28 protein-coding genes are annotated in these 26,250 nt (G+C 69.6%); 10 read left to right on the top strand and 18 right to left on the bottom strand.

Features of this window, described 5'->3' with window-relative positions:
* On the top strand, window positions 1-718 hold a 718-nt coding region (locus tag Aph01nite_RS30095), incomplete at its 5' end, for a DUF4352 domain-containing protein (protein WP_204044409.1).
* Window positions 715-2,280: an integrin alpha gene (locus tag Aph01nite_RS30090; protein WP_204044408.1), complete on the top strand. Its 1,566-nt coding sequence runs from the start codon at window positions 715-717 to the stop codon at window positions 2,278-2,280. The genes Aph01nite_RS30095 and Aph01nite_RS30090, both read left to right, overlap by 4 nt.
* A 2-nt stretch (window positions 2,281-2,282) precedes the next feature.
* Here Aph01nite_RS30090 and Aph01nite_RS30085 read toward each other — a convergent pair whose 3' ends face one another.
* The gene (locus tag Aph01nite_RS30085) at window positions 2,283-3,254 is read right to left on the bottom strand and encodes a resuscitation-promoting factor (protein ID WP_204044407.1); all 972 of its coding nucleotides are present in this window, start codon (window positions 3,252-3,254) and stop codon (window positions 2,283-2,285) included.
* Between Aph01nite_RS30085 and Aph01nite_RS30080 the strand changes: the two genes are divergently transcribed.
* Entirely contained in the window at window positions 3,253-3,405 is a 153-nt protein-coding gene (locus Aph01nite_RS30080) for a hypothetical protein (protein ID WP_204044406.1), read from the top strand. The two genes, Aph01nite_RS30085 and Aph01nite_RS30080, sit on opposite strands and share 2 nt — an antisense overlap.
* A gap of 300 nt (window positions 3,406-3,705) precedes the next feature.
* Here Aph01nite_RS30080 and Aph01nite_RS30075 read toward each other — a convergent pair whose 3' ends face one another.
* Genes Aph01nite_RS30075 through Aph01nite_RS30065 form a run of 3 tightly spaced genes read right to left on the bottom strand, consistent with a single transcriptional unit; the run spans window position 3,706 to window position 7,611 of the window.
* Window positions 3,706-4,563, bottom strand: coding sequence for a TatD family hydrolase (locus tag Aph01nite_RS30075; RefSeq protein WP_204044405.1), 858 nt, complete (start codon window positions 4,561-4,563; stop codon window positions 3,706-3,708).
* A 2-nt stretch (window positions 4,564-4,565) separates the two neighbouring features.
* On the bottom strand, window positions 4,566-6,350 hold the full coding sequence (gene metG, locus Aph01nite_RS30070; protein WP_204044404.1) for a methionine--tRNA ligase: 1,785 nt from the start codon (window positions 6,348-6,350) through the stop codon (window positions 4,566-4,568).
* A 40-nt stretch (window positions 6,351-6,390) separates the two neighbouring features.
* The gene (locus tag Aph01nite_RS30065) at window positions 6,391-7,611 is read right to left on the bottom strand and encodes a glycosyltransferase (protein WP_204044403.1); all 1,221 of its coding nucleotides are present in this window, start codon (window positions 7,609-7,611) and stop codon (window positions 6,391-6,393) included.
* A 157-nt stretch (window positions 7,612-7,768) separates the two neighbouring features.
* Between Aph01nite_RS30065 and Aph01nite_RS30060 the strand changes: the two genes are divergently transcribed.
* Window positions 7,769-9,196, top strand: a complete 1,428-nt coding sequence (locus tag Aph01nite_RS30060; protein ID WP_239162091.1) for a hypothetical protein — start codon at window positions 7,769-7,771, stop codon at window positions 9,194-9,196.
* 1 nt (window position 9,197) lies between these two features.
* On the opposite strand, the gene rsmI is transcribed toward Aph01nite_RS30060, so the two are convergent.
* Complete coding sequence (rsmI, locus tag Aph01nite_RS30055; RefSeq protein ID WP_204044401.1) at window positions 9,198-10,040, bottom strand: 16S rRNA (cytidine(1402)-2'-O)-methyltransferase; 843 nt, start codon at window positions 10,038-10,040, stop codon at window positions 9,198-9,200.
* A gap of 106 nt (window positions 10,041-10,146) precedes the next feature.
* Between rsmI and Aph01nite_RS30050 the strand changes: the two genes are divergently transcribed.
* From Aph01nite_RS30050 to Aph01nite_RS30040, 3 genes are all read left to right on the top strand, one after another.
* A complete protein-coding gene (locus Aph01nite_RS30050; protein ID WP_373872345.1) occupies window positions 10,147-11,757 on the top strand; it encodes a dolichyl-phosphate-mannose--protein mannosyltransferase in 1,611 nt (536 codons plus the stop codon).
* 100 nt (window positions 11,758-11,857) lie between these two features.
* Window positions 11,858-13,216 (top strand): hypothetical protein, encoded by a 1,359-nt coding sequence (locus Aph01nite_RS30045; RefSeq protein WP_204044400.1) that lies wholly within the window; start codon window positions 11,858-11,860, stop codon window positions 13,214-13,216.
* A gap of 71 nt (window positions 13,217-13,287) precedes the next feature.
* Window positions 13,288-13,929: an SRPBCC family protein gene (locus Aph01nite_RS30040; RefSeq protein ID WP_204044399.1), complete on the top strand. Its 642-nt coding sequence runs from the start codon at window positions 13,288-13,290 to the stop codon at window positions 13,927-13,929.
* Between the two features lie 26 nt (window positions 13,930-13,955).
* On the opposite strand, the gene Aph01nite_RS30035 is transcribed toward Aph01nite_RS30040, so the two are convergent.
* The 4 genes from Aph01nite_RS30035 to Aph01nite_RS30020 form a co-directional block, all read right to left on the bottom strand.
* Window positions 13,956-16,154, bottom strand: coding sequence for a peptidase domain-containing ABC transporter (locus Aph01nite_RS30035; protein ID WP_204044398.1), 2,199 nt, complete (start codon window positions 16,152-16,154; stop codon window positions 13,956-13,958).
* Window positions 16,141-17,151 (bottom strand): TIGR04500 family putative peptide maturation system protein, encoded by a 1,011-nt coding sequence (locus Aph01nite_RS30030; protein WP_204044397.1) that lies wholly within the window; start codon window positions 17,149-17,151, stop codon window positions 16,141-16,143. The genes Aph01nite_RS30035 and Aph01nite_RS30030 overlap by 14 nt, the downstream gene beginning before the upstream one ends.
* On the bottom strand, window positions 17,148-18,128 hold the full coding sequence (locus Aph01nite_RS30025) for an MvdC/MvdD family ATP grasp protein (RefSeq protein ID WP_204044396.1): 981 nt from the start codon (window positions 18,126-18,128) through the stop codon (window positions 17,148-17,150). Before Aph01nite_RS30025 ends, Aph01nite_RS30030 begins: the two co-directional genes overlap by 4 nt.
* Before the next feature lie 191 nt (window positions 18,129-18,319).
* Window positions 18,320-18,466, bottom strand: coding sequence for a hypothetical protein (locus Aph01nite_RS30020; protein WP_204044395.1), 147 nt, complete (start codon window positions 18,464-18,466; stop codon window positions 18,320-18,322).
* Between the two features lie 164 nt (window positions 18,467-18,630).
* Here Aph01nite_RS30020 and Aph01nite_RS30015 point away from each other — a divergent pair, with 164 nt between their 5' ends.
* From Aph01nite_RS30015 to Aph01nite_RS30005, 3 genes are all read left to right on the top strand, one after another.
* Window positions 18,631-19,125: an NUDIX hydrolase gene (locus tag Aph01nite_RS30015; protein ID WP_204044394.1), complete on the top strand. Its 495-nt coding sequence runs from the start codon at window positions 18,631-18,633 to the stop codon at window positions 19,123-19,125.
* A 129-nt stretch (window positions 19,126-19,254) separates the two neighbouring features.
* A complete protein-coding gene (locus Aph01nite_RS30010) occupies window positions 19,255-20,319 on the top strand; it encodes a proline racemase family protein (RefSeq protein ID WP_204044393.1) in 1,065 nt (354 codons plus the stop codon).
* Window positions 20,316-21,371 (top strand): ornithine cyclodeaminase family protein, encoded by a 1,056-nt coding sequence (locus Aph01nite_RS30005; RefSeq protein ID WP_204044392.1) that lies wholly within the window; start codon window positions 20,316-20,318, stop codon window positions 21,369-21,371. Before Aph01nite_RS30010 ends, Aph01nite_RS30005 begins: the two co-directional genes overlap by 4 nt.
* On the opposite strand, the gene Aph01nite_RS30000 is transcribed toward Aph01nite_RS30005, so the two are convergent.
* From Aph01nite_RS30000 to Aph01nite_RS29960, 9 genes are read right to left on the bottom strand one after another with little or no spacing between them, the layout of a single operon-like run.
* Window positions 21,325-21,624: a gas vesicle protein K gene (locus Aph01nite_RS30000; RefSeq protein ID WP_239162090.1), complete on the bottom strand. Its 300-nt coding sequence runs from the start codon at window positions 21,622-21,624 to the stop codon at window positions 21,325-21,327. The two genes, Aph01nite_RS30005 and Aph01nite_RS30000, sit on opposite strands and share 47 nt — an antisense overlap.
* Window positions 21,621-21,845 (bottom strand): gas vesicle protein, encoded by a 225-nt coding sequence (locus tag Aph01nite_RS29995; protein ID WP_204044390.1) that lies wholly within the window; start codon window positions 21,843-21,845, stop codon window positions 21,621-21,623. Before Aph01nite_RS29995 ends, Aph01nite_RS30000 begins: the two co-directional genes overlap by 4 nt.
* Window positions 21,835-22,626: a GvpL/GvpF family gas vesicle protein gene (locus Aph01nite_RS29990; RefSeq protein ID WP_204044389.1), complete on the bottom strand. Its 792-nt coding sequence runs from the start codon at window positions 22,624-22,626 to the stop codon at window positions 21,835-21,837. The genes Aph01nite_RS29995 and Aph01nite_RS29990 overlap by 11 nt, the downstream gene beginning before the upstream one ends.
* Window positions 22,613-22,972, bottom strand: a complete 360-nt coding sequence (gvpJ, locus tag Aph01nite_RS29985; protein ID WP_204044388.1) for a gas vesicle protein GvpJ — start codon at window positions 22,970-22,972, stop codon at window positions 22,613-22,615. Before gvpJ (Aph01nite_RS29985) ends, Aph01nite_RS29990 begins: the two co-directional genes overlap by 14 nt.
* Window position 22,973: 1 nt before the next feature.
* Window positions 22,974-23,300 (bottom strand): gas vesicle protein GvpO, encoded by a 327-nt coding sequence (gene gvpO, locus Aph01nite_RS29980; protein WP_239162089.1) that lies wholly within the window; start codon window positions 23,298-23,300, stop codon window positions 22,974-22,976.
* Between the two features lie 60 nt (window positions 23,301-23,360).
* Window positions 23,361-23,624 carry a gas vesicle protein GvpG gene (locus tag Aph01nite_RS29975; protein WP_204044387.1) on the bottom strand — a complete coding sequence of 88 codons (264 nt, stop codon included), beginning with the start codon at window positions 23,622-23,624 and terminating at the stop codon, window positions 23,361-23,363.
* A complete protein-coding gene (locus Aph01nite_RS29970; RefSeq protein ID WP_204044386.1) occupies window positions 23,624-24,424 on the bottom strand; it encodes a GvpL/GvpF family gas vesicle protein in 801 nt (266 codons plus the stop codon). Before Aph01nite_RS29970 ends, Aph01nite_RS29975 begins: the two co-directional genes overlap by 1 nt.
* Before the next feature lies 1 nt (window position 24,425).
* Window positions 24,426-24,890: a gas vesicle protein GvpJ gene (gvpJ, locus tag Aph01nite_RS42805; RefSeq protein WP_204044385.1), complete on the bottom strand. Its 465-nt coding sequence runs from the start codon at window positions 24,888-24,890 to the stop codon at window positions 24,426-24,428.
* 35 nt (window positions 24,891-24,925) lie between these two features.
* Window positions 24,926-26,173: an SRPBCC family protein gene (locus tag Aph01nite_RS29960; RefSeq protein WP_204044384.1), complete on the bottom strand. Its 1,248-nt coding sequence runs from the start codon at window positions 26,171-26,173 to the stop codon at window positions 24,926-24,928.
* Window positions 26,174-26,250 lie beyond the last annotated feature (77 nt).

The following is a 26,250-nucleotide window of genomic DNA, read 5'->3' as shown; positions in this document are numbered from 1 at the left end:
GGCTCCCAACGCCCCCTCAACCACCCCGGGTGCCGCCGGCGCTGCGCCCAACGCGCCCTCCCCGGCCGCGTCCAATCCCCCGCCCTACGCTCCGGCACCCCCGGGCCCCGCGACCTCGCTGACGGCGATGGAGCAAGCGTGGCGGTCCGCGGAGACCGATCCCCGGGGGGCGATTCCGTTCTCGGAGGATTCGGACACTGTCGGCGGAAAGCGCCAGCGGACCTCGCTGATGCGGTGGCTGCTGGGCGCAGGCGCGGTCGCCGCCGCGTTGGCGGTCTCGCTGGTGGTGCTGCTGACCGCCGGTACCGACGACAAGCCCACTCCCGTGGCCAAGGCTTCCGTGTCCGCTCCGCCCCGAATCGGGGAGGACGTCGGACGGCAGATCGCGCTCGGCGGCTACGACCTGGCCCTGATCATCCCCCAGCAGCCACGCTGCGACGTCAAGACCTATGAGGGCGCGACGGCCGCGAAGGGTGGTTTCTGCGTGGTCCGGTGGTCGATGCTGAACACCGGCGGCGACCTGGCCGCGTTCAACGGCACGGCGCCGACCCTCATTGATGACAAGGGCGACGAATACCCCGCCCATGAGGCATCCACCACCTTGCCCACCGCTCTGAAGCCCGGCACAAAGGTGGACGGCGTGCTCGTGTTCGACCTGCCCTCCGGCCGTACCCCCGCCAAGTTGTCCCTCACCGACGAAGTGGAGGCCCAGCTGTGAACCGCGCCGCACTCGCCGCCTCGCTGGCCGCTCTCCTCATCGTCCTGCCCACCGCGGCCGTCGCATCCGCCACGCCCCCCGCCGCCGCATCCGGCTTGGTCACCGGCCGCGCCGTCCTGTCCACCACCGTCCTCGCACCCGGCAAGACCACCGTCGTCGCACCCGGCAAGACCGCCGCCCGCGCGGACTGCCCCGCGACCGCCGGCCCCGCCGACTTCAACGGCGACGGCCTCGTGGACGCGGTCGCCGGTGACCCCTTCGCCGACGTGGACGGCGTCGAGGGCGCGGGTGTCGTCCAGGTCCTGCTGGGCGGCGCCAGCGAGCAGTCGAAGGACGGCCTGCCCGGCCTCGGCGGCACCCTCGAACTGCGCGGCCCCGACCCGGAACCCGGCGCGGGCTTCGGCTGGGCCGTCCGGACCGCGCACGTCAACGACGACAAGTGCCTGGACGTGATCGTCGGAGCGCCGTACACCGGTGACGACGACTCCGGGGCCGCGTACGTGTTCTTCGGGACCGCGTCCGGGGACGCCGAGGTGCTGCCGCTGGAGGCGGAGAAGCAGGCGGAATCCCATTTCGGGTGGTCTGTCGCCTCCGCTGACCTGAGCGGCGGCGGCGCGGTGATCGCCGTGGGGCAGCCGCACGCGGACGAGCCGGCCGACGCGGGCGCGGTGCACGTGTTCGACGTGGGTGACACGGTCCGCTCGGCCAAACGCCTCAACCAGGAGAACGAGGGCGTCATCGGCAACGGCGAGGTCGGCGACATGTGGGGCTGGTCCCTCGCGGTCGGCAACCTCGGAGGCGATCCGGGCAAGCCTGATCTGGCGGTTGGCGCGCCGTACGAGAACAACGACGGAACTGGGATCCAGGTCGCCTCCGGGAAGATCGACTCGGGCATGGTGGCCGTGGTGTTCGACGTGCTGGAGGACGGGCCGTACACCAGCAGGAAGTGGGATCTCAACCAGGCGACCAAGGACGTGGTCGAGAAGTCGGGGAACCGGTTCGGCTGGTCCCTCGCGTACGGGGAGTGGGGGGATGCCGCCTACCTGGCGGTGAGCCTGCCGCTGTCCGACCAGGGCAGCATCGCCGACACGGGCGCCATCCAGCTGTACGAGCGGAAGGGCTCGGGTGAGCTCGAACCCAGCCGCACCATCCGGATGGGGGTGGGCGAGCTCAAGTTCCCCACGATTCCCGTCGTGAAGGGCGCGGCCATCGGGTGGTCGATGGCGTTCGTGAACCCGACCGGGACTCCGGTTCTCGCCATCGGCGAGCCGTACGCCACGGTGGAGGGTGCGGCGGAGTCCGGCCGTGTGCGGTTCGCGCCGGTCCGGGGCGGGGAGAGCGGCGACGGGCTCGACTTCGCCGAGTCGCAGCCGTACCAGCACTTCGGCTGGTCACTGGCCGCCTACGGCAACCCCGACGGCGTGACGCCCGGCCTCGGCCTGGTCATCGGCATCCCCGACCGCAAGGGCGGCGGCGCCGTGGCCACCCGCGCGCTGGGCCCGGCCACGCTCATCAAGTCCACCCTCAAGGGCACGGCCGACCTGGGCCGCGCCGTCGGCTGACCTCAGGCGCCCAACCGGGCGCCGCAGTGCGGCCACTGGCCCTGCCAGCGGCCCTGCACCCGCTGGAAGAGGAGCTGGGCGCGGTAGGTCTGCTCCTCGGCCGGCCAGTCGATGGGCGTCTTGGTGCCGCCGACCGCTCGCCACATGGGGAGGCTGAACTGGTACATCCCGTAGTAGGGACCGCCCGGGTTGTACGCCTTCGGGTTGCCGTGGGACTCGCAGTCCGCGAGACCGGCCCAGTTGAGGGCGGCCACGTTGGGGGAGATCGGGATGGTGCGCGGCGGGAGGGCGGGGACCACCCGGATGACCGAACCTTCCTTGGGGAAGGTGCTGAGCGAGGGCCGGACCGTGTCGCCCTTCGCGAGGGTGATGTTGGCCTGTTCGAGAACCTGCGAGACCGTGCGCCCGGTGGTGATCGTGGCGATCCTGACCTTCTCCGCGACGATGTAGACCTTGCGCTGGGTCTTCACGCTCAGTTTGAACCCGGAGACCGGGATCTGCCGCATCCGGTTGGCGGACAGCCGCAGCCGGGCGGGGTCCAGTTTGAGGTCTTCGAGCGCGTCGCCGACGTTCAGCGCCGTGATCATGTGGGTGCTGCGTTTGCCGTCCATGATCAGGGTGAGCGGGCGGGCGTGCCGTACGACGATGGTGGTGCCGTCGCCCACGCGCTCGCCCGGGCCGGGCTTGACGTGATCCCCGGCGCTGTACCGCACGCCGGCGGAGTCGAGCACACCCTCCACCGATCCGGCGAAGCTCCGTAACGTCCGCAGATCGCCGTCGATGTCGAGGGTGACCTCGTTGGCCAGGCCGCCGCCGACGACCGCGCCGAGCGACACCCCGACGAGCGCCGCGTAGACCGACATGCTCCAGGGCGAGCTCACCCAGGTCCGCCACGCGGGCATCACGGGCTTCGGCGCGGGCTCTTCCCGCGGGAGGGTACGGTCCCCCAGGTTCTCCGGGGTGATCGGCGGCATGAAGGGGACCGGTGGATCAGGCGGCGGCGACACACCCCGGGCGCTCAGCCGCCGCGACATGCGCGCCCCGGGCTGGGGCATCGCGGCGAAGTCCCCGGTCGCCGGACCGCCGCTCCTCACCTCCTGGGCAGGCTCGGCCCTGGCCTCCTGAGCAGGCTCGCTCCTGGTCTCCTGGGCAGGCTCGCCCGAACGCGGACGCTCGGGAGGCGGGCCGACCGGCTCGCCGGGAGCCGAATCACCGCTGCCGCCCCCGAACGGTTGCTCCAATGTCGGTGAATACATGGACGCGTCCTTCCGGAGGTTGACCGGCTCACGACGCTAGCGCCGTCGTCACTCCCACCTCAACCTCATCACTGAATCCCCGCCGTGACATTGGTCGCAGTTGGCTCAGGAGAATGACCCCAATATGCCGCAAATACCATGCAATAGCAGCCGGTTCGCCGATCTGGCTCTACCAGGCGCCGAAAACCCGCTCCCCGTTGCGGTTCACCGCGGCCGCAAGCGCGTCGGCGTCCACGCCCTTCACCTCCGCCAGGCACCGCAACGTCAGCGGGATCAGGTAGGGCGCGTTCGGCTTCCCCCGGTACGGCGTCGGCGGCAAATACGGCGCGTCCGTCTCGACCAGCATCAGTTCCACCGGAGCCACGGCAGCCGCTTCCCGCAGATAACCTGCGTTCTTGTACGTCACCGGCCCTGAAAACGACATGAAATATCCGGCTTCGACGCACTTCTTGGCCATTTCGGCGTCGCCCGAATAGCTGTGGAACACCACGACCTCCGGCGCGCCCTCCTGCGCGAGCACCGCCAGCACGTCGTCGTGCGCGTCCCGATCGTGGATCACCAGCGCCTTCCCGGTCCGCTTGGCGATCTCGATGTGCGCCCGGAAACTCGCCTGCTGGTCGTCGTGGGAGGCCCAGTCCCGGTAGTAGTCGAGCCCCGTCTCCCCCACCGCCCGGACCCGCGGCTGCCGGGCCAGTTCCTCGATCTCCGCGAGGACCTCGGGGGTGGCCGCGTGCGCCTCGTTCGGGTGGATCGCCACCCCGGCGTACACGTCCGGGTTGTCCCGGGCGACTTCGGCGTTCCACCGGGAGGACCGCAGGTCGTACCCGATGGTCACCAGGCGGGTGACGCCCACCGAGCGGGCCTGTTCCACGATCGCGGCGACCGAGGACCCGGCCGCCTGCGCGGTCAGCGCGACCGGATCCCCTGAGGACGCCTGCCGATCCCCGACCATGATGTCGAGGTGGCAGTGCGAATCGAACACCGGAGCCCCGAGCGGCTCGGGCAGCGGCGGCATCTCACGCGACATGGCTACTCCCCGGCGAGCCGGGCCAGCTCCTCGTCGACGATCTTGGGGTCGAGCTTGGTGAACAGCGGAGTCGGCGGGGCGAGCCGGGTGCCGGCCTGGATGGGCCGGTGCTCCCAGGTGGCGGCCCCGTCGTACTCACCCGTGATGATCGGGTAGCTGGGCCCGCCGTCCTCGTCCACCTCGTCGATCCGCGGCATCCCGGACCAGACACCCGAGCCGCCCAGCATCTCGAAGATCTTGTTCGAGGAGCTCGGCAGGAACGGCGTCAGCAGGGTCTTGGCGTCGTCGACGACCTGGAGCGCCACGTGCAGGATGGAACCCTGCCGGGCCGGGTCGTCCTTGATCTTCCAGGGCTCCTGCTCGGCCAGGTAGCGGTTGGCGTCCCGGACCACGTCGAACGCCTCGTTGACGGCGTTCTTGAAGCGGGACCGCGCGAGTTCGGCGCCCACGGCTCCGAAGGCCGTACGGGACCGGGCGAGCAGGGCGCGGTCGGCGTCGGTGAGGTCGACGGCGGCCGGGATCTCACCGAAGTTCTTGGCGGCCATCGAGATCGACCGGTTGACCAGGTTGCCCCACGCGGCCACCAGCTCGCCGTTGTTGCGGTTGACGAACTCCGACCAGGTGAAGTCGGTGTCCTGGTTCTCCGGACCGGCCACCGAGATGTAGTACCGCAGCGCGTCCGCCGAGTAACGCTCCAGGAAGTCGCGGACGTAGATGACCACGGACCTGGAGGAGGAGAACTTCTTCCCCTCCATCGTCAGGAACTCGCTGGAGACCACCTCGGACGGCACGTCCAGCCGGCCGAGCGAACCCGGGCTGCCGCCCCGCGCGCCCTCGCCGTTGTAGCCGAACAGCAGCGCCGGCCAGATCTCGGCGTGGAAGACGATGTTGTCCTTGCCCATGAAGTAGTAGCCGCGCGCGTCCGGGTTCTGCCACCAGGCGCGCCAGGCCTCGGGGTCGCCGGAGCGGCGGGCCCACTCGATGGAGGCGCTGAGGTAGCCGATGACGGCGTCGAACCAGACGTAGAGGCGCTTGTCCGACCGGTCCCGCCATCCGTCGAGCGGGATCGGCACCCCCCAGTCCAGGTCCCGGCTGATCGCCCGCGGCTGCAGGTCGCCGAGCAGGTTGAGCGCGAACTTGAGCACGTTCGGCCGCCACTCGCCCTGCTTGCCCTGCAGGTACGTGCCGAGCACCTCGGCGAAGGCCGGGAGGTCGAGCATGAAGTGCTCGGTCTCGATGAACTTGGGCGTCTCGCCGTTGATGCGGGACTTCGGGTTGATCAGGTCGATCGGGTCCAGCTGGTTGCCGCAGTTGTCGCACTGGTCGCCGCGCGCGCCGTCGTATCCGCAGATGGGGCAGGTGCCCTCGATGTAGCGGTCCGGCAGCGTGCGCCCGGTGGACGGGGAGACCGCGCCGAGGGTCGTCTTCGGGAAGACATACCCGTTGTTGTACAGACCCAGGAAGATCTCCTGGGCCACGGCGTAGTGGTTGCGCGTCGTCGTCCGGGTGAACAGGTCGTACGACAGGCCGAGCGCGGTCAGGTCCTCCGCGATGACCCGGTTGTACCGATCGGCGAGCCCTCGGGGGGTCAGCCCCTCCTTGTCGGCCTGGACCTGGATCGGGGTGCCGTGCTCGTCGGTCCCCGAGACCATCAGCACCTTGTTGCCCGCCATCCGCTGGTAGCGGCTGAAGACGTCGGACGGCACGCCGAATCCTGAGACGTGCCCGATGTGCCGTGGCCCGTTGGCATAGGGCCACGCGACGGCGGTCAAGATGTGCTGAGACATGCGTCCAGACTAGAGCCCCTCGGCGGCCCGCTCGAACGGATTAGCTGCGGGCGCTCTCCCGGGTGACGGCCTCCGCCGCCTCCTCCGCGGCCGACGCGGCGATGTCGATCGAGGTCTCCTTGGACCTGCGGATGCCCAGGATGCTGATGAACAGCGACGCGAAGATCGTCTGGAAGCTCATGATGAACGCGGTCGCGGACGGCACGACCAGACGCAGCGACTCGGCGGGGATCAGCTCCCCGAAGCCCCGGCCGCCCCAGTGCGCCAGCGACGCCACCAGGCCCACCAGACCGGCCAGCGCCAGCAGCCCGCCGGCGATCAGGCCCTTCTCCAGGGTCACGATGTCGACCAGCCGCTTCACCCGCCGGTCCTCCGGCAGGAATCCCTCCTCGGCCGCGTACACCTTCGTGAACAGCGCGAACAGCGCCGCCTGGAAGCCGATCACGACCATCGCCGAGGCGCCCACGAGGGTGTCGACGTCGAAGGCCAGCTCGCCGATGTAGACCGGGCCGAAGGTCAGCGCCGTGCCCGCCACCAGGCCGAGGGTCATCAGCACCAGGCCGGGGATGAAGAACAGCCAGCGCGGGCTGTACAGCAGCAGGAAGCGCAGGTGACGCCAGCCGTCCCGCCAGGACCGCAGGTGCGGCGGGCGGGAGCGGCCGTCGGGCGAGAGCGTGGTGGGCACCTCGCGCACGTCCAGGCCCTGCAGCGTCGCCTTGACGACCATCTCGGAGGCGAACTCCATGCCGCCGGTCTGCAGGCCCAGCCGCAGGATGGAGTCGCGGCGGAAGCCGCGCAGGCCGCAGTGGAAGTCGCCGATCGCGCTCGGGAAGAACAGCCGCCCGATGAACGAGAGCACCGGGTTGCCCAGGTAGCGGTGGAGCGGCGGCATCGCGCCCGGGGCGATCCCGCCCTTGAAGCGGTTGCCCATCACCAGTTCGCCGCCCGCGCGCAGTTCCTCCACGAACGGCAGCAGGCCGGTGAAGTCGTAGGAGTCGTCCGCGTCGCCCATGATGACGTACTTGCCGCGAGCGGCGCGGATGCCGCCGATCAGGGCGTTGCCGTAACCCTTCGCGGCGATGTGCACCACCCGGGCGCCGGCGTCCCTGGCCAGCTGCTGCGAACCGTCGGTGCTGCCGTTGTCGGCGATCACCACTTCGCCCTCGATACCGTGCTCGCGCATGCACGCCAGTGCCTTGCGTACACACGTTTCCACGGTCTCCGCCTCATTGAGGCAGGGCATGACCACCGTGAGTTCCACGTCGCAACCCCTCAAGCTCCCGATCGGATCAACCAATCATGCCCGCTACCCACAGGTGCCCGAGTCAAGTCCGTGAAAGGACTGGCATTCTGTAAGCATGGTCGCGGTCGCCGAACCGACAACGCTGAGCGCTCCCAGCACCGGACGATGGGGGCGCTTGGTCGCGTTCGTGGGCCGTCACCGCTGGTTCGCCGCCGCTCTCGGGCTGGGCGCGCTGCTGCGCGTCATCACGATGCTGGGCTTCGGCCCGGCCATGTGGTTCAACGACTCCTACGACTACATCTCGGTCGCCCTGCACCCGCGCCCCCACCCGATCCGCCCGGACGGGTACGGCTTCTGGCTGCTGCTGCTCAAGCCGCTGCACAGCCTGGCCCTGGTGGTGTTCACCCAGCATCTGATGGGGCTGGCCGGCGGATTGCTGATCTACGCCCTGTTAACCCGGCGGTTCGGCCTGCCGGGGTGGGGGGCGACGCTGGCGGCGGTGCCGGTGCTGTTCGACGCGTACCAGATCCAGATCGAGCAGATGATCATGTCGGACGCCATGTTCACACTGCTCGTGGTCGGGGTCGTGACGCTGGTGCTCTGGCATCGGCGGATGTCGTGGAAGGTCGGCGCGGCCGTCGGCGGCCTGCTGGCGCTGACCGCGCTCACCCGCAGCATCGGGCTGCCGATCCTGGCCCTGGTGGTGGTCTACCTCCTGGTCAAGCGCACGAACTGGAAGCCGATCCTGGCGATGGTGCTGGCCTGCGCGATTCCCGTGGCCGGCTACATGGGCTGGTTCAAGGCGGTCAACGGCCAGTTCGCGATGACCAGCAGCGACGGCGTGATCCTCTACATGCGGACCGCGTCGTTCTCGGACTGCCACGAGATGGGGCTCGACCCCCGCGCCGAACTCAAGCTGGCGCTGCTCTGCATCCCCAAGAAACCGGCCGACCGCGGACCTTCCGCGCAGGCCTACCTCTGGTGGGACAACGACAACCAGATCCACGTCTTCGGCGCGGGCATGAAGTTCGACGCCGAGATGAACCAGAACACCGGGGCCTTCGCGACCCGCGCCATCCTCAGCCAGCCCGGCGACTACCTCGCCGTCGTGGCCAAGGACTTCATCCGCGCCTTCCGCTGGGACCGCGAGCCGTTCCCCGACACCAAGACCTTCCTGCAGTACGAGTTCGGCAACAACATCACCACCCGGCTCCCGCAGTGGACGTCCTTCCGCGGCCAGACCCACACCGACGCGGAGACCTACGAGAACGGCCCCGCCGCGACGGTCAACACCCGCCCCTGGGCCGACATCATGATCGTCTACCAGAAGATCGTGCGCCTGCCCGGCCTGGCCCTGGGCCTGCTCCTCCTCATCGGCCTGTACGGCGTCGCCCTCCGCTGGCGCAAACTCGGCGGCCCGGTCCTCCTCCCCTGGCTCGCCTCCGTCGGCCTCATCCTCGCCCCCGCCGCCACCGCCGAATTCGACTACCGCTACCTCATCCCCGCCGCCCCCCTGGCCTGCCTCGCCGCCGCCATCACCCTCCGCCACGGCATCCGCCTGACCCGCAAGAAAGACGACGACCCGCAGGAAATCACCGCGTAGGTCAGGATTTCGCGGTGTGGACGGCGTTGTAGAGATCGCGCTTCGGGATGCCGGCCTTTTTGGCCACGTCGATGATGGCCTCCTTGCGGGCGACTCCGGTGGCCTCCAGCCGGGCGACCTCGGCGACCAGGTCCTCGATCTCCGGCTCGGCCTGATCCGCGACGTACCCGGCCACCACGATGGTGATCTCGCCGCGGACCTCCCCGGCGGCCCACTCGGCGAGAAGGCCGAGCCCGCCGCGCCGTACCTCTTCGTAGGTTTTGGTGAGTTCGCGGCAGACGGCCGCCTGCCGGTCGGCGCCGAACGCCTCGGCCAGGGCCTCCAGGCAGGCCTGGAGGCGGTGCGGCGCCTCGAAGAAGACCATGGTCCGCTCCTCGGCGGCCAGGCGCTCCAGGCGGCGGGCGCGGTCCCCGGCCTTGCGGGGCGGGAAACCCTCGAAGCAGAACCGGTCGCTGGGCAGCCCGGAGACGGCCAGCGCGGTCGTCACGGCGGAGGGCCCCGCGAGGGCGGTCACCGTCACTCCGGCGTCCACGGCCAGTTTGGTGAGCCGGTAGCCGGGGTCGGACACGCCGGGCATGCCGGCATCGGTGATGACCAGCACGGTCTGCCCGGAAAGCAGGAGATCGAGCAGTTCCTTGGCCCGGGCGATCTCGTTGGCGTCGTAGTACGACACGACCCTGCCGGTCACTTCCGCGCCAAGATCGGAGACCAGCCGCTTCAGCCGCCGCGTGTCCTCGGCGGCGATCACATCCGCGCTCTCCAGCGCCGACCGCAGCCGGGGCGACGCGTCGCCGACCTGACCGATCGGAGCGCCCGCCAGCACCAGCCTGCCGATTTCCCTCATCCCCTCAGTATGTAAGGTTCACGCCCCCACTCCGACTGGTGCGGAACGTCATCGAATCGGCGCGTACGTCATGTTCGTAGCATGGAGCCGCCAGTAGTGTGAGCGGGTGGCCGTGACCGACTTCGCCAATCAGGCTTACGAGCAGCCCGAGCCGGACCCCGAGAACGCGACGCCTTCCGTGCGCGATCGGCTGGTCCCGCCGATGCCGGGCAGCGCCCTCTGGGGGTGGCTCGGCCCGATCCTCGTGACGATCTTCGGGGCGTTCCTCCGGTTCGACCGGCTGGGTACGCCCAAGGCGATCGTCTTCGACGAGACGTACTACGCGAAGGACGCCTGGTCCACGATCACGTACGGCGTGGAGCGCCAGTTCATCGAGGGGGACGCGGCCAACCAGGCCGTGCTCAGGGGCGACACGAACATCTTCAAGGTCTGCGAGCAGATCGACCAGTGCGCCTCGTACGTGGTCCATCCGCCCCTCGGCAAATGGCTGATCGGCCTCGGCGAGTGGCTCTTCGGCCTCACCCCGTACGGCTGGCGCTTCATGGCCGCCGTCATCGGCACCCTGTCCATCCTCATCCTGGCCAGGGTCGCCCGCCGGATCACCCGCTCCACCCTGCTCGGCACCCTGGCCGGCTTCCTGCTCGCCCTGGACGGCCTGCACTTCGTCCTGTCCCGTACGGCCCTGCTGGACATCTTCCTGATGTTCTGGGTGGTGGCCGGTTTCGCCTGCCTGGTGGTGGACCGCGACCGGAGCCGGCAGCGCCTGGCCGACTGGTACGAATCCTCCGGCATCGGCGACGCCGGCCCGTTCCTGGGCCTGCGGCCCTGGCGGCTGGCCGCCGGACTCTGCCTGGGCGCGGCCCTGGCCACCAAGTGGACCGGCCTGTTCTTCATCGCCGCCTTCGGCATCATGACCGTGCTCTGGGACCTGGGCGCCCGCCGCGCGGTCGGCCTGCGCCAGTCCGTGGCCGGCACGGCCCGCCGTGACCTGCCGCTGGCGTTCGCCTGGGTGGCGGTGCTGCCGCTGGTGGTCTACGTGGTCTCGTTCGCGGGCTGGTTCGCCACCGACCGCGGCTACGGCCGCAACTGGGCGCAGGCGACCTCGAACGGCCCGGTGTACTTCATCTTCGACTCGTTGCGCTCCTGGGTGGACTACCAGAAGCAGATTCTGTCCTTCCACACCGGCCTGGAAGCCTCGCATCCGTACCAATCGGAGCCCTGGCAGTGGCCGATGTTGTTGCGACCTGTGGCATTTTTCTATGAATCGCCCAAGGGATGCGGAGCGGACAGCTGTTCCTGGGCGGTGCTGGGCACCGGCACCCCGATCATCTGGTTCGGCGGCCTGCTCGCCCTGGTCGCGATGATCGCCTGGTACGTGGCCGTCCGCGACTGGCGCGCCGGCGCCGTCCTGCTCGGGTACGCGGCCGGGTGGCTGCCCTGGTTCTACTTCGCCCTCGCCGACAACCGCACGATGTTCCTGTTCTACGCCATCCCCATGGTCCCCTTCATGATCCTCGCGATCGTGCTGGCAGCCGGGCTGATCATCGGGCCGATGGGGCAGCCGGGCAACCGCCGCCTGTACGGAGCGGTGGCCGTCGGAACCTTCGCGCTGCTCGCTCTGATCAACTTCTGGTGGCTCTATCCGGTGCTGTCCGCGGAGGTCATTCCGTACCAGGACTGGTATGACCGGATGCTGTTCAAGTCGGGCTGGATCTAACCCCTGGCGGCGGTGTCCGTATCGTGAGTCACTAGGGGGGTGGTCCCGAGTGTCTCTCGGTCGTCGTCAACGGTGGGTCCCATACGGCAGACTGCGGGTCATGCCCGCACCTGATGTGGCGGCGCTCCTCGCCGAACTGGAGCGCGCTGAGCCGGACGTAGCCGACTCGGCCAGAATCGCCGTGGAATGGCTCACCGGCGGTGAGGCCCTGGAGACCATCAGCCAGCTCGACGTGTGCGAGTTCCTCTGGTACGCCTTGCCCATCAAGGTCACCGGAGACCACCTGGCCATCGCGCACGCCCTCGGCCGCCTTTTCGAGTTGGGCGGAATGGAAAGGTATGGGGCGCTCTGCGCCTCCGAGACGACCACGCTGATCCTGCGCACGTACGAACGGGAGGGCGAGGAGGCTGGAGCCGCCGCCTACCAGCAGGCGCTGGAGGCCACCGGTGTGCTGCCTCCGGACGTGCCCGAGCTTAGTTGGAGCTCCATCATGGGCCCGGAGGAGCTGGGGGCCCACGTCGCCTGTGCGGCGGCGCTGGAGCTGGCGATCGTGTCCGGCGAGCTGGCGGTGCCGTACGAGCCGGAGACGCCGCCCACGACGGTCATGCGCGGGCTCACCCGGGGCCGGGTGGAGCTGACCACCCGCTGGCTCACCGAGCCGAGGGCCGAGCTGGGCGGCGACTGCTGGCTGCACCGGGTGCACGGGGAACGCCTCAACCGGTGGGTCCTCGGCCGCGGCAAGGCCCGCCGCGAACTGGCCCAGCCCTTCGAGGTACGGCTCTACGCCCCCGTCCCGGCCCCGGCGGAACCCCACCTGGCGTCGCTGTGGTGGCTGCTGGACTGGGCGTCCGGCAGCGGCGGCGTGCCGCTCACGCAAAAGTTCAACCTGGCCAGGGCCCTGGTCCTGGAATCGGCCGAGCTGTTCGGGTGGGACACGGTCACGGCCGGGTCGATCCGCGGCGAGGCGGACGTGCCCACGCTGACGATGCTCCGCGAGATCGCGAGCGAGGAGCTGCGGGCGCTGCGCCGCCACGGCCGGAAGCTGGTGCTCACGGTGGCCGGCCGCAAGCTCGCCGACGATCCCGAGGCGATGTGGACGGCGGCCACGGCGACGCTGCTGACTCCCGCGCAGGGCGAACACGATTTCGAGATCTCCATCCGGGAGGCGGCGCTGATGCTGCTCGCGGACGGGGATCCGCTGCCGTACGCGGAGTTGCGGGACCGGGTGGCCGAGGTGGTCAACGGCGAGGGCTGGCGCTCCTCGGCCGGGGGCCAGGTCTCCGCGGCCGATCTGACCACGCCGCTGGGCGAGTTGCAGCGCCGGTTGGACGCGCTGGATCTGCGCATGTCGTGTGACTGGCGGGCGAGCTGGCAGCTGACCCCGGTGGGGCAGCTGGCGGTGCTGTCGGCGCTGCGCACCCAGGCGTTGCGCCCTCGCCAGTACGCGGGTCTGGGCTGAGGGCCTTTCACAATCACTCCTACATGGGGTAGAAGGTGTGAACCAGTACAACCCTCTCCTCTGAGGTGCATGTGAAGAAGCTCCTGCGATTCCTCACGGTCCCGTTCGTCGCGACGGCCCTGCTCCTGACCGGTTTATCCGCTCCCGCCCGTGCCGAGACGGACGCCCAGCTGGCGGCGTCGTGGCAGCTGGCGTGGGACACCTACCGCTTCTACGAGAAGTTGACCGCCCCGCTGCCCTGGACCGGCAGAAGCCAGGTCAGCCAGGACATCTCCATCGACATCAACGCCCCCATCGCCCACGTCTTCGACGCGTACTCCAACGTCAACAACCACATCGGCATGCACTCGTTCCTCAAACGAGTCGTCACCCACGCCGACTGGACCGAGGACGACGTGCGGTTCGTCAACTTCACGGCGATCGAGGACATCCCCGTCGTGGCGGGCATCCCCATCAGCAGCAGGACCCACGCCCAGCAGCGCATCCACCGCGACGAGTTCTTCTACGAGACCGACACCTGGACCCTGCCGAACGTGGTGACCCACCAGAAGATCGTCTTCACCGACCTGGGCGGCTCCGTCACCCGCGTGACCGAGCACCTCACGTTCGAGGCGAGCATCCTCCTCATCGACTTCACCGTCACCAACGGCGTCGCCTCCCACCAGGCCACGCAGGCCGGCCTCAAGGCCGCGATCGAGAACGGCACCCTGTAAGGCTGGACTTCGCCCGGCTCGCCTGATCAGGTCCGGCGGGCCGGGCGCCGCATCGGCACGGTCCGGTCGGTCACGATTTCGGATGTCGTGACCTGCTGCATGCCGACCATTCGCGCGTACGCCCCGCCGTAGTCGATCAGGTCCTGATGGGTGCCGTGCTCGATCACGCAGCCTTCGGACATGACCAGGATGAGATCGGCGTCCCGCACGGTGGAGAGGCGGTGGGCGATGACGATCCGGGTCACGCCCGTGGCGCGCAGATTGCGTTCGACGAGGGCTTCCGTGGGGGTGTCCAGGTGTGAGGTCGCCTCGTCCAGCAGGAGGACGGCCGGGCGGCCTACCAGGGCCCGCGCGAGCGCGAGCCGCTGCCGCTGGCCTCCGGAGAGGCCGTCGCCGGAGGGTCCGAGGATGGTCTCGTAGCCCATCGGCATGGCGGCGATGTCCGTGTCGATGCCCGCCAGGCGAGCCGCTTCCCGTACGGCTTCGGGTGTGGCGTCGGGGACGCGGAGGGTGATGTTCTCCTGGACGGTGCCGGAGAACAGGAGCGGGTCCTGCCAGACGACGCCCATGAGCCGCCGTACGGAGGGGAGATCAAGGGCGGCGATGTCGGTGCCGTCGACGGAGACGGAGCCCTGGGTCGGTTTGTAGAGGCCGACCAGCAGTTTGGCCAGGGTGCTCTTGCCGGAACCGGACGGGCCCACGATGGCCAGCTTGGTTCCCGGCGGCACGTGGAACGACAGGTCGTCGACCGTCCAGGGGTCGCGGTGGGTGTGCCGGAAGCTGAGCCCGCGGACGGTGACCTCCCCGCGTAACCGCTCGACCGCGCTCTTGCCCTGCGGCGACTCGACCGGCGCTTCCGCGAGATCCTGGAGGTGGTCGAGGACGGATCCGATCTCGTAGAACTCCCGCAGATGGGTGGCGATCGCGCCGAGCGGCCCCAGGGCGGCCGCCGCGAGCGCGGCCAGCGCGACGATCCGGCCCGGGCTCTCCGTCGAGGCGCTGGACCCCGCGGTGATGAGCAGGACCAGCGGCCCGCCGATCCTGACCGCGGACGCGGCCGCTTCGGCGACGGCTCCGTTCCGTGCCGCCTTGTGCAGCGCGGCGAGCCTGCGGGCGTGCAGCTGGATCGCCTTCGCCCCGACGATGTGCTCCGCGCCGGCCCCCTTGACCCAGGCCAGGCCGTTCGCGACCTCCATCAGCCAGCTGTTGGACCGGGCGTCGGCCAGCAGCTCCTCCCGGCGGAGCCGGCGGCCCCGCACCGCGAGCGCGCCGAGGGCGACCAGCTGCGCCACACCGAGCGCGAGCGTCACCATCCCGAGCAGCGGCGCCGCCACCAGGACGATGACGAGGTAGACGACGCCGACCACGGCGTCCAGCAGGGCGCCCACGAGCCGCGTCGCGAGCGCGTCCCGCAGCACGTCGGCGGCCATGATCCGGGAGATCAGCTCGCCCGGCCCCCGTCGTTCGACGAACTGCAGGGGCGCGGCGAGGAACCGATCGAGAAACGCCGTGTTCAGCCGCCCGCCGATGCGGTACTGCATCGACGCCGCCGCCATCCCTCGCGCCAGCTCGAACACCCCTGCCGCCACGAACAACCCGACGACGGGCGCGATCAGCCAGCTGAGCCCGCCCCCGCCCACGAACGCGTCGACCGCCTGCGCGGTCAGCACCGGTACGGCGAGCCCCGCCACCAACAGAAGCAGCGACGTGAGCAGCAGCAGCGTCAACGCCCCCCGATTGGCCAGCACGGCCGGGACGATGATCGACCGCAGCACCGAGGGGGCGGCCGGGCGGGGCGCGGGACGGTCCGCGATGCCGAAGGTCAGCACGATCCCCGTCGTGCTGCTCAGGAACTCGGCGTGGTCGAGCCGCCGGCGCCCGATGGCGGGATCCATCAGTTCGACCCCGTCGTTCCGTACCCGGGTCACCACGACGTAGTGGTCGGATTCCCAGTGGGCGACGAACGGCAACGGCAGGCGGGCCAGGGCCTCGGCGTTCGGTTCGAGCTGGCGGCCCCGGCAGTCCAGGCCGTGGCGGCGGGCCTCGTCCCGCAGTTCCAGGGCGCTGATGCCGTCCCGGCCGGGATCGAGGGACTCACGGATGTCGGCGATCGGCACCGGACGGCCGAAGGCCGCGAGCACGGAGGCCAGGCAGGCGGGGCCGCAGTCGAACCGGGTCGACTGCAGCACGACGGGCGCCCGCCTGGGCCGGTCACTGGTACGCATCGAACACCCGATCCGTCCGTCTGCGGTCACCCCAGAACCAGGTCACCCGCGCCGCCGCCCGGCGGTCGGCGAGCCACCGGTCGAAGAGGCGGCGCTCGACCAGGGCCAGGGTCCGCGCGTCCCGCTCCGCCGGGCGGCGGTCCACGACGACCGCGTCGGCGGAGACGCCGTCGAATCCCACGGGAACCACCTCGCCCACCGCGGCTCCGGCGAGCCTGCAGAATCCGACCGGCAGCTCGTCCACCCGCCACTCACGGAGACCGGCGGCGTCCCCGGCCCGCCAGGACTCCGCGACGGCGGCCAGCGGATCGGCCCGCAGCCGCTCCCCGTCGGTGGCCCACGCCGCCACGATCACGTCCAGTTCGGCGTGGTGCTCGGCGAACCACGCGTCCACCTCGCCGCCGACCACGTGGCGGCGGAGCAGCGCGACCCCGGCCAGCTGTTCGACGTGCTTGGCCAGCAGGGCGGGGGTGAACCCGTTGTCGCGCATCCACGCGTCGGTGGCTTCCGCGGAGTAGAGGCGGCGGGCCCTGCGGTACGCGTCCATCGCCTCCTGGAGGTCGTGCGGCGACACCTCCAGGTCGTACTCGTCGAGGGCCTGGGCGACGAGGCTGGCGTCGATGAGGCCCCGCATGAGCCGTACGTCGTCGAAGAGGCCGTCGAGGCAGGCCATCGCCTCGTCCACGGCGACGATCTGGCCGTTGACCTCGACCAGGTCGTACTCGTGGGGGGCGACGACCCCGCGCAGCGCCCACGGCAGCCCGGGACCCGACGCCACCGACAGCGACACGGTCGGCCGGCCGGGCCCGCGCACGATCAGATTCCGGTGTACGGACCCGTCGTACGCCTCCTCGTCCGCCAGCAGCCGGACCCGCAGGCCCCCCTTCGCCGCGACGGCGGCGAGTTCCCGTTCGGCGTCGGCGGGCGTCACCCGGCTCTCGCTCAGTTCGGTCAGGATGCGCGTCGCGGCGGACACGACCTCGGGCAACTCCGTCATGATCCGCTCACCTTCACCAGCAGCTCCGCCAGCGCGCGGCTGATCGGGAACCCTGTCTCCTGCTCGATCCACAGATACTGACCGTTCGGGTTGATCTCCAAGAACACGATGCGACCGTCGGGCGTGACGATCAGGTCGATCGCGGAGTAGCGCAGGCCGAGCGCCTGCGTGATCGCGACGCACAGGTCCCGCACCGCGGCGGGCAGCGGATGCTGCGTGATCCGGGTGTGCGCCTCGTCGTACCGGCGGAAGTCCTGCCGGGTGTGGTGGGTCTCCTGCGAGTGGATGGCCCCGCAGAACACCTCGTCGCCGACGACCGTCACCCGCAGTTCGACCTGTTTGCCGATGGTCGGCTGCGCCAGGATCGGCCCGAGGCGTACGGACTCGACGTCCACGAGGTCACGGGGACGGACCGCGATCGTGTGGCGCGCGGTCTCCAGGCCGTTGACGGTACGCAGGCGCTGGCTCGGCACCGCCCGCTTGGTGATCATGTGTCCCGAGGTGTCGTCGTAGAGGTCGAGGAACGCGTCCGGATCGTTGGTGACGAGCGTCCTCGGGACTTCGAAGCCGAGATCGCCGGCGAGGGCGAGCTGGCGCAGCTTGTGCGACGCCCGCGCGACCGTCGCCGGGGAGGCGGGGACGAACGGCACGTCCAGCGACTCCCACAGGTCGGCCAGGAAGGCCACCGCCTCGCGTTCGACGGCGTCCGCGGCGTCCGTCCCGGCCAGCGCCCCCGCCACGCGCAGGGCACCCGGGCGGCGCAGCCACACCGCGCCGATGCTGTCGAGCATGATCTCGCGGTCGCCGTCACGGAGCAGGCCGCTCACCCGGCCGGAGGCGTCGATCCGCACCGACAGGTCGGCGTCGGCCGGATACCGCGCCGGGTCGAAGCGGGCCACCGGCGCACCGAGCCGCCGCAGCTCCTCCTCGACGGCGTCGGCGTGGACGTCGTCCTCGCCGCTCAATACCAGGATCATGCTCAGAATCCTTTTCAATAGAAACGGTGCGGGCGCCCCGCGCCCACACCGTATCCTCACCAGAACGACCATTTACCTGTCGTTTATTGACGCGCTCTTCGCGGCAAATGCGATCGGCGCTGTTCCCCCGGGGTCCGTGTCATTCCGATGGGATGGCGTGCTCAGTCGCGGTCCCAACAGGTGTGCCAGGCTCAGTCGCAGTCGTAGCCGCACGGGGTGCAGGTGCTGTAGCCGGCGCGCAGGCGCAGGCCACCACGGACGGCGAGAAGCTGCTCGTCGGAAAGCTCCGGACCCTCGACGGCCAGGTCCTCAATCGCGACGGCGTACTTGTTCGACATTTCTTCTCCCTCGGTCGAATCTCTGTTACGAGCCGGAGCCGGTTTCTCCGGCCGCACTTCCTGACTCTTTGGTACCGGATTCACTTGCGAGTCCCTTGCAGGGGTCTTGCACAAAGCAATTGCATTAATTAGTGACCGCAGGTCATAGGGTTACGATCTTGCGCATGAGCATCCTGCGGACGACCGCACGCGTACTGCTGGCCGACGACTCCGACCGGATCCTGGTCTATCGGGGGCTGCTGCTTCAGATCGAGGACCCTTTCTACGCGTGGTTCACTCCCGGGGGAGCCGTCGATGAGGGCGAGAGCCTCCAGGAGGCCGCCGCGCGCGAACTGCGAGAGGAGCTCGGCCATGCCGTCGCCCCGGGAGCTCTCGGGCCGGTGGTCGCGGTCAGTTCGGGGACGTGGTCGCTGCGGGAGACGGCGTACAGGTCGGTGGACTCGTACTTCTTCCTTCGCGTCAGCGGGCTGGAGGTGGATACCTCCGGCATGGACGACGAGGAACGCCGGGTCACCGACCGGTTCGAATGGTGGACTGTTTCGGAGCTGCGGGCGGCAGCCGAGCTTGTCGTGCCGATGGGCTTGGCCGGGTTGCTGGAGTACCTGTTGCCGGGGAACCAGCCGGCTCGGCCGGTCGAGCTGCCGTGGCATCTGGCATGACGTTCAACGGTGTACGGCTTGGTCGCATCCAGCCGTGGGCGACGTTGTGGAGTGTGAAAGTCATGGTGCCGCGTGGCCGAGTAGCTCTGGCTCGATTCCCTGTTTGTGGGGGGCGCTAGGCTCGCCCGCATGAGCGAGCCGTCCAACGGTGTACCGCAGGGGTGGCAGGCTGCCGCCAGGCTGCCGGCGACGATCGTGACCACGGACTATCACACCGGTGGGGAGCCGTTCCGGATCGTGGTGGAGCCGCCGGTGCCGATTCCGGGGGCGACGGTGGCCGAGCGTCGGGCCCGGGCGATCGAGGATCCCGATGTTCAGGGTCTGCGTGCGGTGCTGTGTTCGGAGCCGCGTGGGCATGCGGACATGTATGGCGGGTTCGTCGTCCCGGCCGACGACGACAGTGCTCACCTAGGTGTGCTCTTCTGGCACAAGGACGGCTTCTCGACCGCCTGTGGACATGGGACCATCGCGCTGGGCGTGTGGGCGGTGGAGACCGGGCGGGTCGCGGCCCCGGTGACCGGCAGTGTGGATGTGGTGATCGACGTGCCGTCGGGGCGGGTGACCGCGCGGGTGCATCGCGAGGACGCCCGGGTGGTGGCCGTGGACTTCGTCAACGTGCCCAGTTGGGTGGTCGCCGACGACGTGCCGGTGAGCACCACGCGCGGGAAGGTCCGCGTGACCGTGGCGTACGGCGGGGCGATCTACGCGACGCTGCCTGCCGCGCAGGTGGGGTTGTCGGTCACGCCGAAGCACCTCGATGAGCTCATCGCGCTCGGGCGTGAGATCAAGTGGGCGCTCAATGAGAGTGAGCATGCTGTGCATCCGAGCGATGCGCGGTTGAACGGTGTTTACGGGACTATTTGGGTGGACGATCTGGGCGGTAGCGCTGGGGAAGTGCATCAGCGCAACGTGACGGTCTTCGCGGATGGTGAGGTGGATCGCTCGCCGTGTGGGTCGGGTACGTGCGCGCGGCTCGCCGTCCTGGCGGCGGAAGGGCGGATGTCCACCGGGACCGTGCTGCGGCATGACTCCATCGTCGGGACCACGTTCATGGGGACGGTGCTGGACACCGTTGACGCGGGCGGGCGTTCCGCCGTTGTCCCGCAGGTCACCGGCATGGCTTACCGCACTGGCGAGCATTCGTTCTCGATCGACCCGTACGACCCGGTGGTTCCCGGGTTTCTGCTGCGGTGAGGTTCCTCGACGCGGATGCCGTGGCCGCGCTCGGACCTGCCGCCGCCATTGCGGCCATCACGGATGCTTTGCGGGGGGAGGTCGATCCTGCCGCGGATCCGCCCCGCGTCGCGGTCGGGCTGACTCGGGGGCAGTTTCTGCTGATGCCGTCGGAGGCGGAGGCCACGGCCGGGGTGAAGGTCGTGACCATTGCTCCGGACAATCCTTCGCATGGGCTGCCGCGCATTCAGGCGGCCTACCTGCTGTTCGATCGGGAGACGCTGGCGCTGCGCGCCGTACTGGACGGGACCGCGCTGACCACTCTGCGAACTCCTGCGGTGTCGGTCGCCGCCGTTCTTGAGCGGTTGCCCAGTCGTCCCCTGCGGGTTGCGGTGATCGGCGCCGGTCCGCAGGCGATCGCCCATGTCGCCACGCTGGCCGCCGTCCGGCCGCTCGAACGTGCCACCTACCTGGTCCGGGATCCATCCCGGACAGCGCTCGACTCGGTGAAGCCCGGATCGTCCCAGGCCGACGAGGCGTTGGGGCCGTCCCGGACAGCGCCCAACTCGGTAAGACTCGGATCGTCCCAGGCCGACGACGTGTTGGGGCCGTCCCAGATGGCGCTCCACGCGGTGAGGCTCGGATCGTCTCAGGCTGACGAAGTGTTGCGGTCGGCTGATGTCGTCGTGTGTGCGACTTCGGCCCGGTCGCCGTTGTTCGACTCCGCTCTCCTGCGTGACGAGGTCGTGGTGATCGCGGTGGGGTCGCATGAGCCTGACGCGCGTGAGCTCGACGCGGCGTTGCTCGGTCGCGCCACGGTGGTCGTGGAGCATGTCGCCACCGCCTTGCGTGAGGCCGGCGATGTGGTGATGGCGATCGCCGAAGGTGCCCTGACGGAGGCTGATCTGGTGGCGATGCGGGAGGTGGTGACCGGGGCGGTCGCCGTACCCGGTGATCGTCCGATGGTTTTCAAGAGTGTCGGGATGTCTTGGGAGGATCTTGTTGTGGCCACGGCCGTGGTGGGGTTCAGTCCTGGGGAAGGAGAGTCCCGAGGGGTCCGAGGTCGAGATTGAGGTCGGCGGGGGACAGCCCGAAGCGGTCGCAGACCTCCGCCATCGCGTCCTCCAGCCGCATCAGCGTCAGGCCGAGCACTTCGATCTGCTCGTCCGACAGGTCTCCCTGCTCCATCCGGCGTACGCACTGGCGCTCGACCAGTTGCCGTACGAGTTCGATGAGGGTGAGGACCAGGCGGGAGAGATCGCGCTCCATGGCTTCGGCGTCGGTCTCGATGCGTAGTCTGCTCGTTCGGGCCGGTCGTTCCGTCACGATCTCACCTCCTGGTGTGTGTCGCATTCGCGTACCGATGTGATCAGGGTGCGGATGGAGATCCGTACGAGATCGATGTCGGCGATGGAGAGGACCAGGTCGCCGCTCACGACGACGCCGCCGGCCAGCAAGCGGTCCAGGAGGTCCACGAGGGCTACCCGCTCGGACGGAAGGCGGCCTTCCCTGGCGAGTTCGGCTCCTCGCGGGTTCTCAACCGTCATCGTGGATCTCCGCTTGCCCGTCGGCGAGTTCGGTGAAGGAGTAGGGCGCCCAGGGGCCGGTGAGTTCCACGTCGACGCCCCGGCCCCGGAGCTTGTCGACCATGTGGGCGAACTCCTCGCGACGGTCGCGCTCGACGAGGTAGGCCCCGTTGAGGATCATCAGCTCCTTGCGGCCCGACAGCTCGGGGTCCTGCGCGCGGTGGCGACGGCTCGCGCAGGCGACGGACGAGAGGGCGTCGTGGATCTCTTCCGCTTGTGCGGCGGCCTGGCGCCAGGCCTCCTCGCGCCCGCGCAGACTCATCTGACGCCGCCTGAGGTAAGCCGCCCCGGGACCGCCCGTTCCTGCCACCTCCTGGTCGGCGGGGGTGGCCGTCGTCAGGTCGACATAGGCCTTCACTCCCCATTCCTGCCGGCCTGTGACGCGGGCGAGCGCCTCCGTGAAGTCGTCGTGCCGCTGGCTCAGGAGGTCCCTGATCTGATCGTCCCCTCGGTAGACGGTGACGAGCCGGACCGGGGCGGTGGGGCGGCTCGCCGCGACCTCCTCCACGACGTGATGGTGGGCGCGGGCGGTCTCGCCCAGCCAGTCGAGGTCCTCCATCGACTGTCGCAGGGGTTCCGCGCCGAAGCGTTCCAGGGGGACGGTGCTCACATAGGCCACGAGTCCGGCGTACGCGACGGTGCGCACGTTCGTCCCGGCGACTCCGGTCAGATCTTCGGGGCAGGGCGAGCCCGTGTCGTGACTGACCGCGTACAGGTAGGTCCCGGTGTCATTCACGGTCATCTTCCGATCGTCGGGGCTCCAGGGGCAGCCGCTCCTCCAGTGCGGACAGCCGCGCGCGAAGCCGCCGGTTCTCCTCCAGCACGCCGCGGTTGTCCCCCGTGAGCCACGGGTCGTGCTCCCACCAGTCGATGCCCATCTCCTTGGCCGTGTCGACCGAGGCGATCACCAGGCGCAGCTTGATGGTGAGCAGCTCGATGTCGAGGAGGTTCACGCGGATGTCCCCCGCGATCACCACGCCTCGGTCGAGTACGCGTTCCAGGATGTCGCCGAGGTTGGCGGGCTCGCGGCCTGCCACGGCGGGCGAGGTCTGCCGGACCGCGGGCGCGAATCGTGAGGCTTCCGTCATGTCATGGCCTCTCGCCCTGGTTGCCGCTGCTGCCTCGCCGGTAGCGTCCCTTCCTCCGGTAGGCGAGAAGGTTGCCTTCCGGGTCGAGGTCGGCTTCGTACAGCGCCAGGATGTCGCCGGAGGACGGAATGCGGCGATCCTCGACGACCTCGACCACGACCACCCAGCCGTCGTCCGCAGGTTCCACCAGGGTGACGCCCTCCATCTCCTTGCCGGTCAGGCCGGCGATGTGGCGCAGCCCCGCCTCACTCGCGGTCACGGCTGTCAGCCCGGCGGGCCTGTCGGGCCTGTCGCCTTCGAGACGTACGACCCTGCGCTTGACAGCCACGGGGCCACCTCCTTTCCGTCACCTCCATCTCGAGAACGGTCATCCGTCGCAGAACCAGACTCATGGCCCCGGCCGCCTCCTCCCCTCCGGCATCTCGGAAGGCTGGCCGGTCATCCTTTGCAGGACCAGGTTCATGGCCTCGTCGGCCTCCTCCTCGGAGATCTCGCCCGCGGCCCGCGCCGCGTCGATCTCCTCCAGTTCGCGCCGGGCCACCGCCGGGTCGTGCATTCGGCGTTCCGCCTCGTCGCGGAGGAGTTCGCCGAGCCGGATCACGCCTTTGAGGGGCGCCAGCGGCGCGCCGAGGATGGAGGTGAGGAGTCCCATCAGCCGGCGCCCTGCTCCTGGGACACGATGAAGTCGTAAGGTGCCATCGGGCCGAGCAGGCGCAGCTTGATCCGATCGGTTCGGTGCCGGGCGAACTCCTCCACGGCCTGCTCCAGGTCGCGTTCCCGGCTGATCTCCACGAGCAGGGCCAGGTGGACGGCGTCCAGCTCGTGCGATGGCGGGCGGTCCGCCGACATGACGATGACCGGTTCGACGTTTTCCAGCAGTGTCGCCGTGTCCGCTTCCCGCTGGGCGGTGATCGATTCGTTGATGATCTCGCCGAGCCGGATGCGGTGGTTTCGCGCGGCGTCTTCGGGCATATCGCGAATCTCCTCGCGCAGGCTCGCGGCCTCGGGGTTCTCTTCGAGGATCTCTGCTAGCACCACCTCCTCCACGTATCGACCCTTGATCACGTACTGGGCGCTGCCCTCCAGTTCCACGAGGGCGGCGAGGAAGTCGTCGTGGTACGGGGACAGGAACTCCTCGACCACCGCGTCCGGCGTCGCCAGCACGGCGCCGAACCGGATCGGGAGTACCGGCACCTCGGCGGCGGCCGCGTCGAGGAGTTGCTGGTGGGCGAGAAGGTCTTGTGGCGTTCCGAGCGGGCGGGCGACGTCGATGTCGCTCACCAGGGCGGCGATCTTGCCGTGCCGTACCGGGCGGACCTGAGCGGGCGGGTCGCCCACGCCCTGGGTCTCGGCGTCGACGTCCACCTCCGCGGGTACGACACCGTAGATGTAGCACCCGACCGTCTGCTCCGTCGGAGGCGCGTTCTCGGTCGTCTCAGCGGACCGGCCCATGTCAGCCCTCCTCCTGCCCGGCCTTACGGGGCCTCACGTGTTCCCGCACCTCTACGCGCTCGCTTTCGCGTTCGTCTTCGCGTTCGCCGAAGTCACCGGCGAAGCCACGCAACCGCTCACCGGCCGCCTCCAGCGAGCCACGGGCACCGCCCGCCTCCAGCCGCTCCGCCTCCGCGGTGGTCTCCGCGCCTCGGGTCTGCGTCACGGTCTCCACGACCTCCGGCAGCCCGGGCTTCCTCGACTTCGCGAGATCCAGCCGGTCAGTCGCCTCCGCGAAGCGCAGATACGTGTCCACGCTCGCCACGACAATCCGGGCGTCGACGCTCAGAAGTTCTATGCCGATCAGCGAGACGCTGGCATAGGCGTCGATGACGATTCCCTTGTCTAGGATCGTGTCGATGACGTCAGCCAGGCTCGTCCCCGACGGGCGGTTGCTCACCCCGCCTCCCACAGGCTGCACGGTCATGCCTCGCCTCCCCTAACTGTCCTTCAGCCGGCCCCTCACCGCGTACGCGTATCCCTCCCGCCGCTCCGAGTCGGTCGAGCATCTTCCTCTTCACTCACCGTGTTCCGCCGCCGCACCGGCCGCCCAACACCCACTCCCTGCGGCCTCTCCCGTACGACAACAGACTCCGGCACCCCCTCCGCCTCGCACGGCTCTCGCTCCAGCCGCCTCTCCTCGGATCGCTCTTCCTTCTGCGCAGCCGCCTCTTCCGCCTGGCCCCGCAGCTCTTCCTCCTCCGGCGCGGCCCCTTCATCCGCCTGGCTTCGCTGCTCTGTCTCCTCCGGCCGTCTCGCGTCGGGCGGCCCTTCCACCTGATCGGCGGCTTCTTCGGCCCCGCCTCGCTGCTCTTCCTTGTGCTCCGCCGTTTCTTCCGGCCCTTCCCGTTGAGCCGTCTCCGCCTCCGATGCCTTGCTGAGCTTCGCTTCGTCGGCCGTTTCGTCGTGGTGCGGCAGCTGGGTCATGACGTGGTGCGCGAAATGCTTGAGCTCAAGCTGCGCACGTCTTCCCTGTACGCCGCAGACGTTGCCGACCCGCTGCAACAGGCCCTGCGGCTGGTACTCCATGGCGAGGATCACGCGGGTGAGATCGGGCATGAGGGCGTGGAACGTCACCACGCCGTCAAGGTGCCCCTTGTCCCCCTTGGAGCTCCAGACGATCCGTTGGTCCGGTACCCGATCGACAACCTCCGGCTCCCATGTACGGTCCGACCCCACGACCCGCATCTTCGGCCCGAGTGGCCCGGACTCCTCGGATTCCTGCTGAAGGTTCGCCTTCGTCATGAACCCGGTGCAGTCTTCGAATTGGTTGTAAACGACCCGTACAGGAGCACCGATGTCGATCGTTTCGACGATGTCGGTCATGCGCATCCTGCCGATCCGGCGACCCAGACCTCCGAGCCCGCCCGCGACTGCTCCCTTGACCCGTCCCAGCCTCTTCGCCTGCCCGACCTGCGCTTCGTCAGACGAGTCTTCTTCTCGTCGGTCCGACTTCTTCGCTCCAGTAATGGCGTTGATCAGGCCGCTTCCGCCACCTTCGGCGAAGTCGGTCAACCGGCCGGCCAGCCCTTCGACCTTCCCAGCGGAAAGCAGGGCCCGCTCGGCGTAAGCCTGGACCAGATTCCGCAGTTCCTGGACGAGCCGATCGGTCGGCGACACCTGACCGACCTGGTCAGCGGCCGATACCTGTTCAACTTTCTCGGCTGCCTGATCGAGCTTCTCGGCGTCCGAAACCTTCGGTCCGGCCATCGCGCTCACCCCCTCGCCCTAGGAGCTGCAAAGGCACCTAAGCCTCCGAACCGGTCTCCCCCTCCCCTGAAATCGGA

Origin of the sequence: Acrocarpospora phusangensis (assembly GCF_016862995.1) — a bacterium.
Lineage (GTDB): Bacteria > Actinomycetota > Actinomycetes > Streptosporangiales > Streptosporangiaceae > Acrocarpospora > Acrocarpospora phusangensis.
This window is presented reverse-complemented; position numbering and strand designations above follow the sequence as displayed.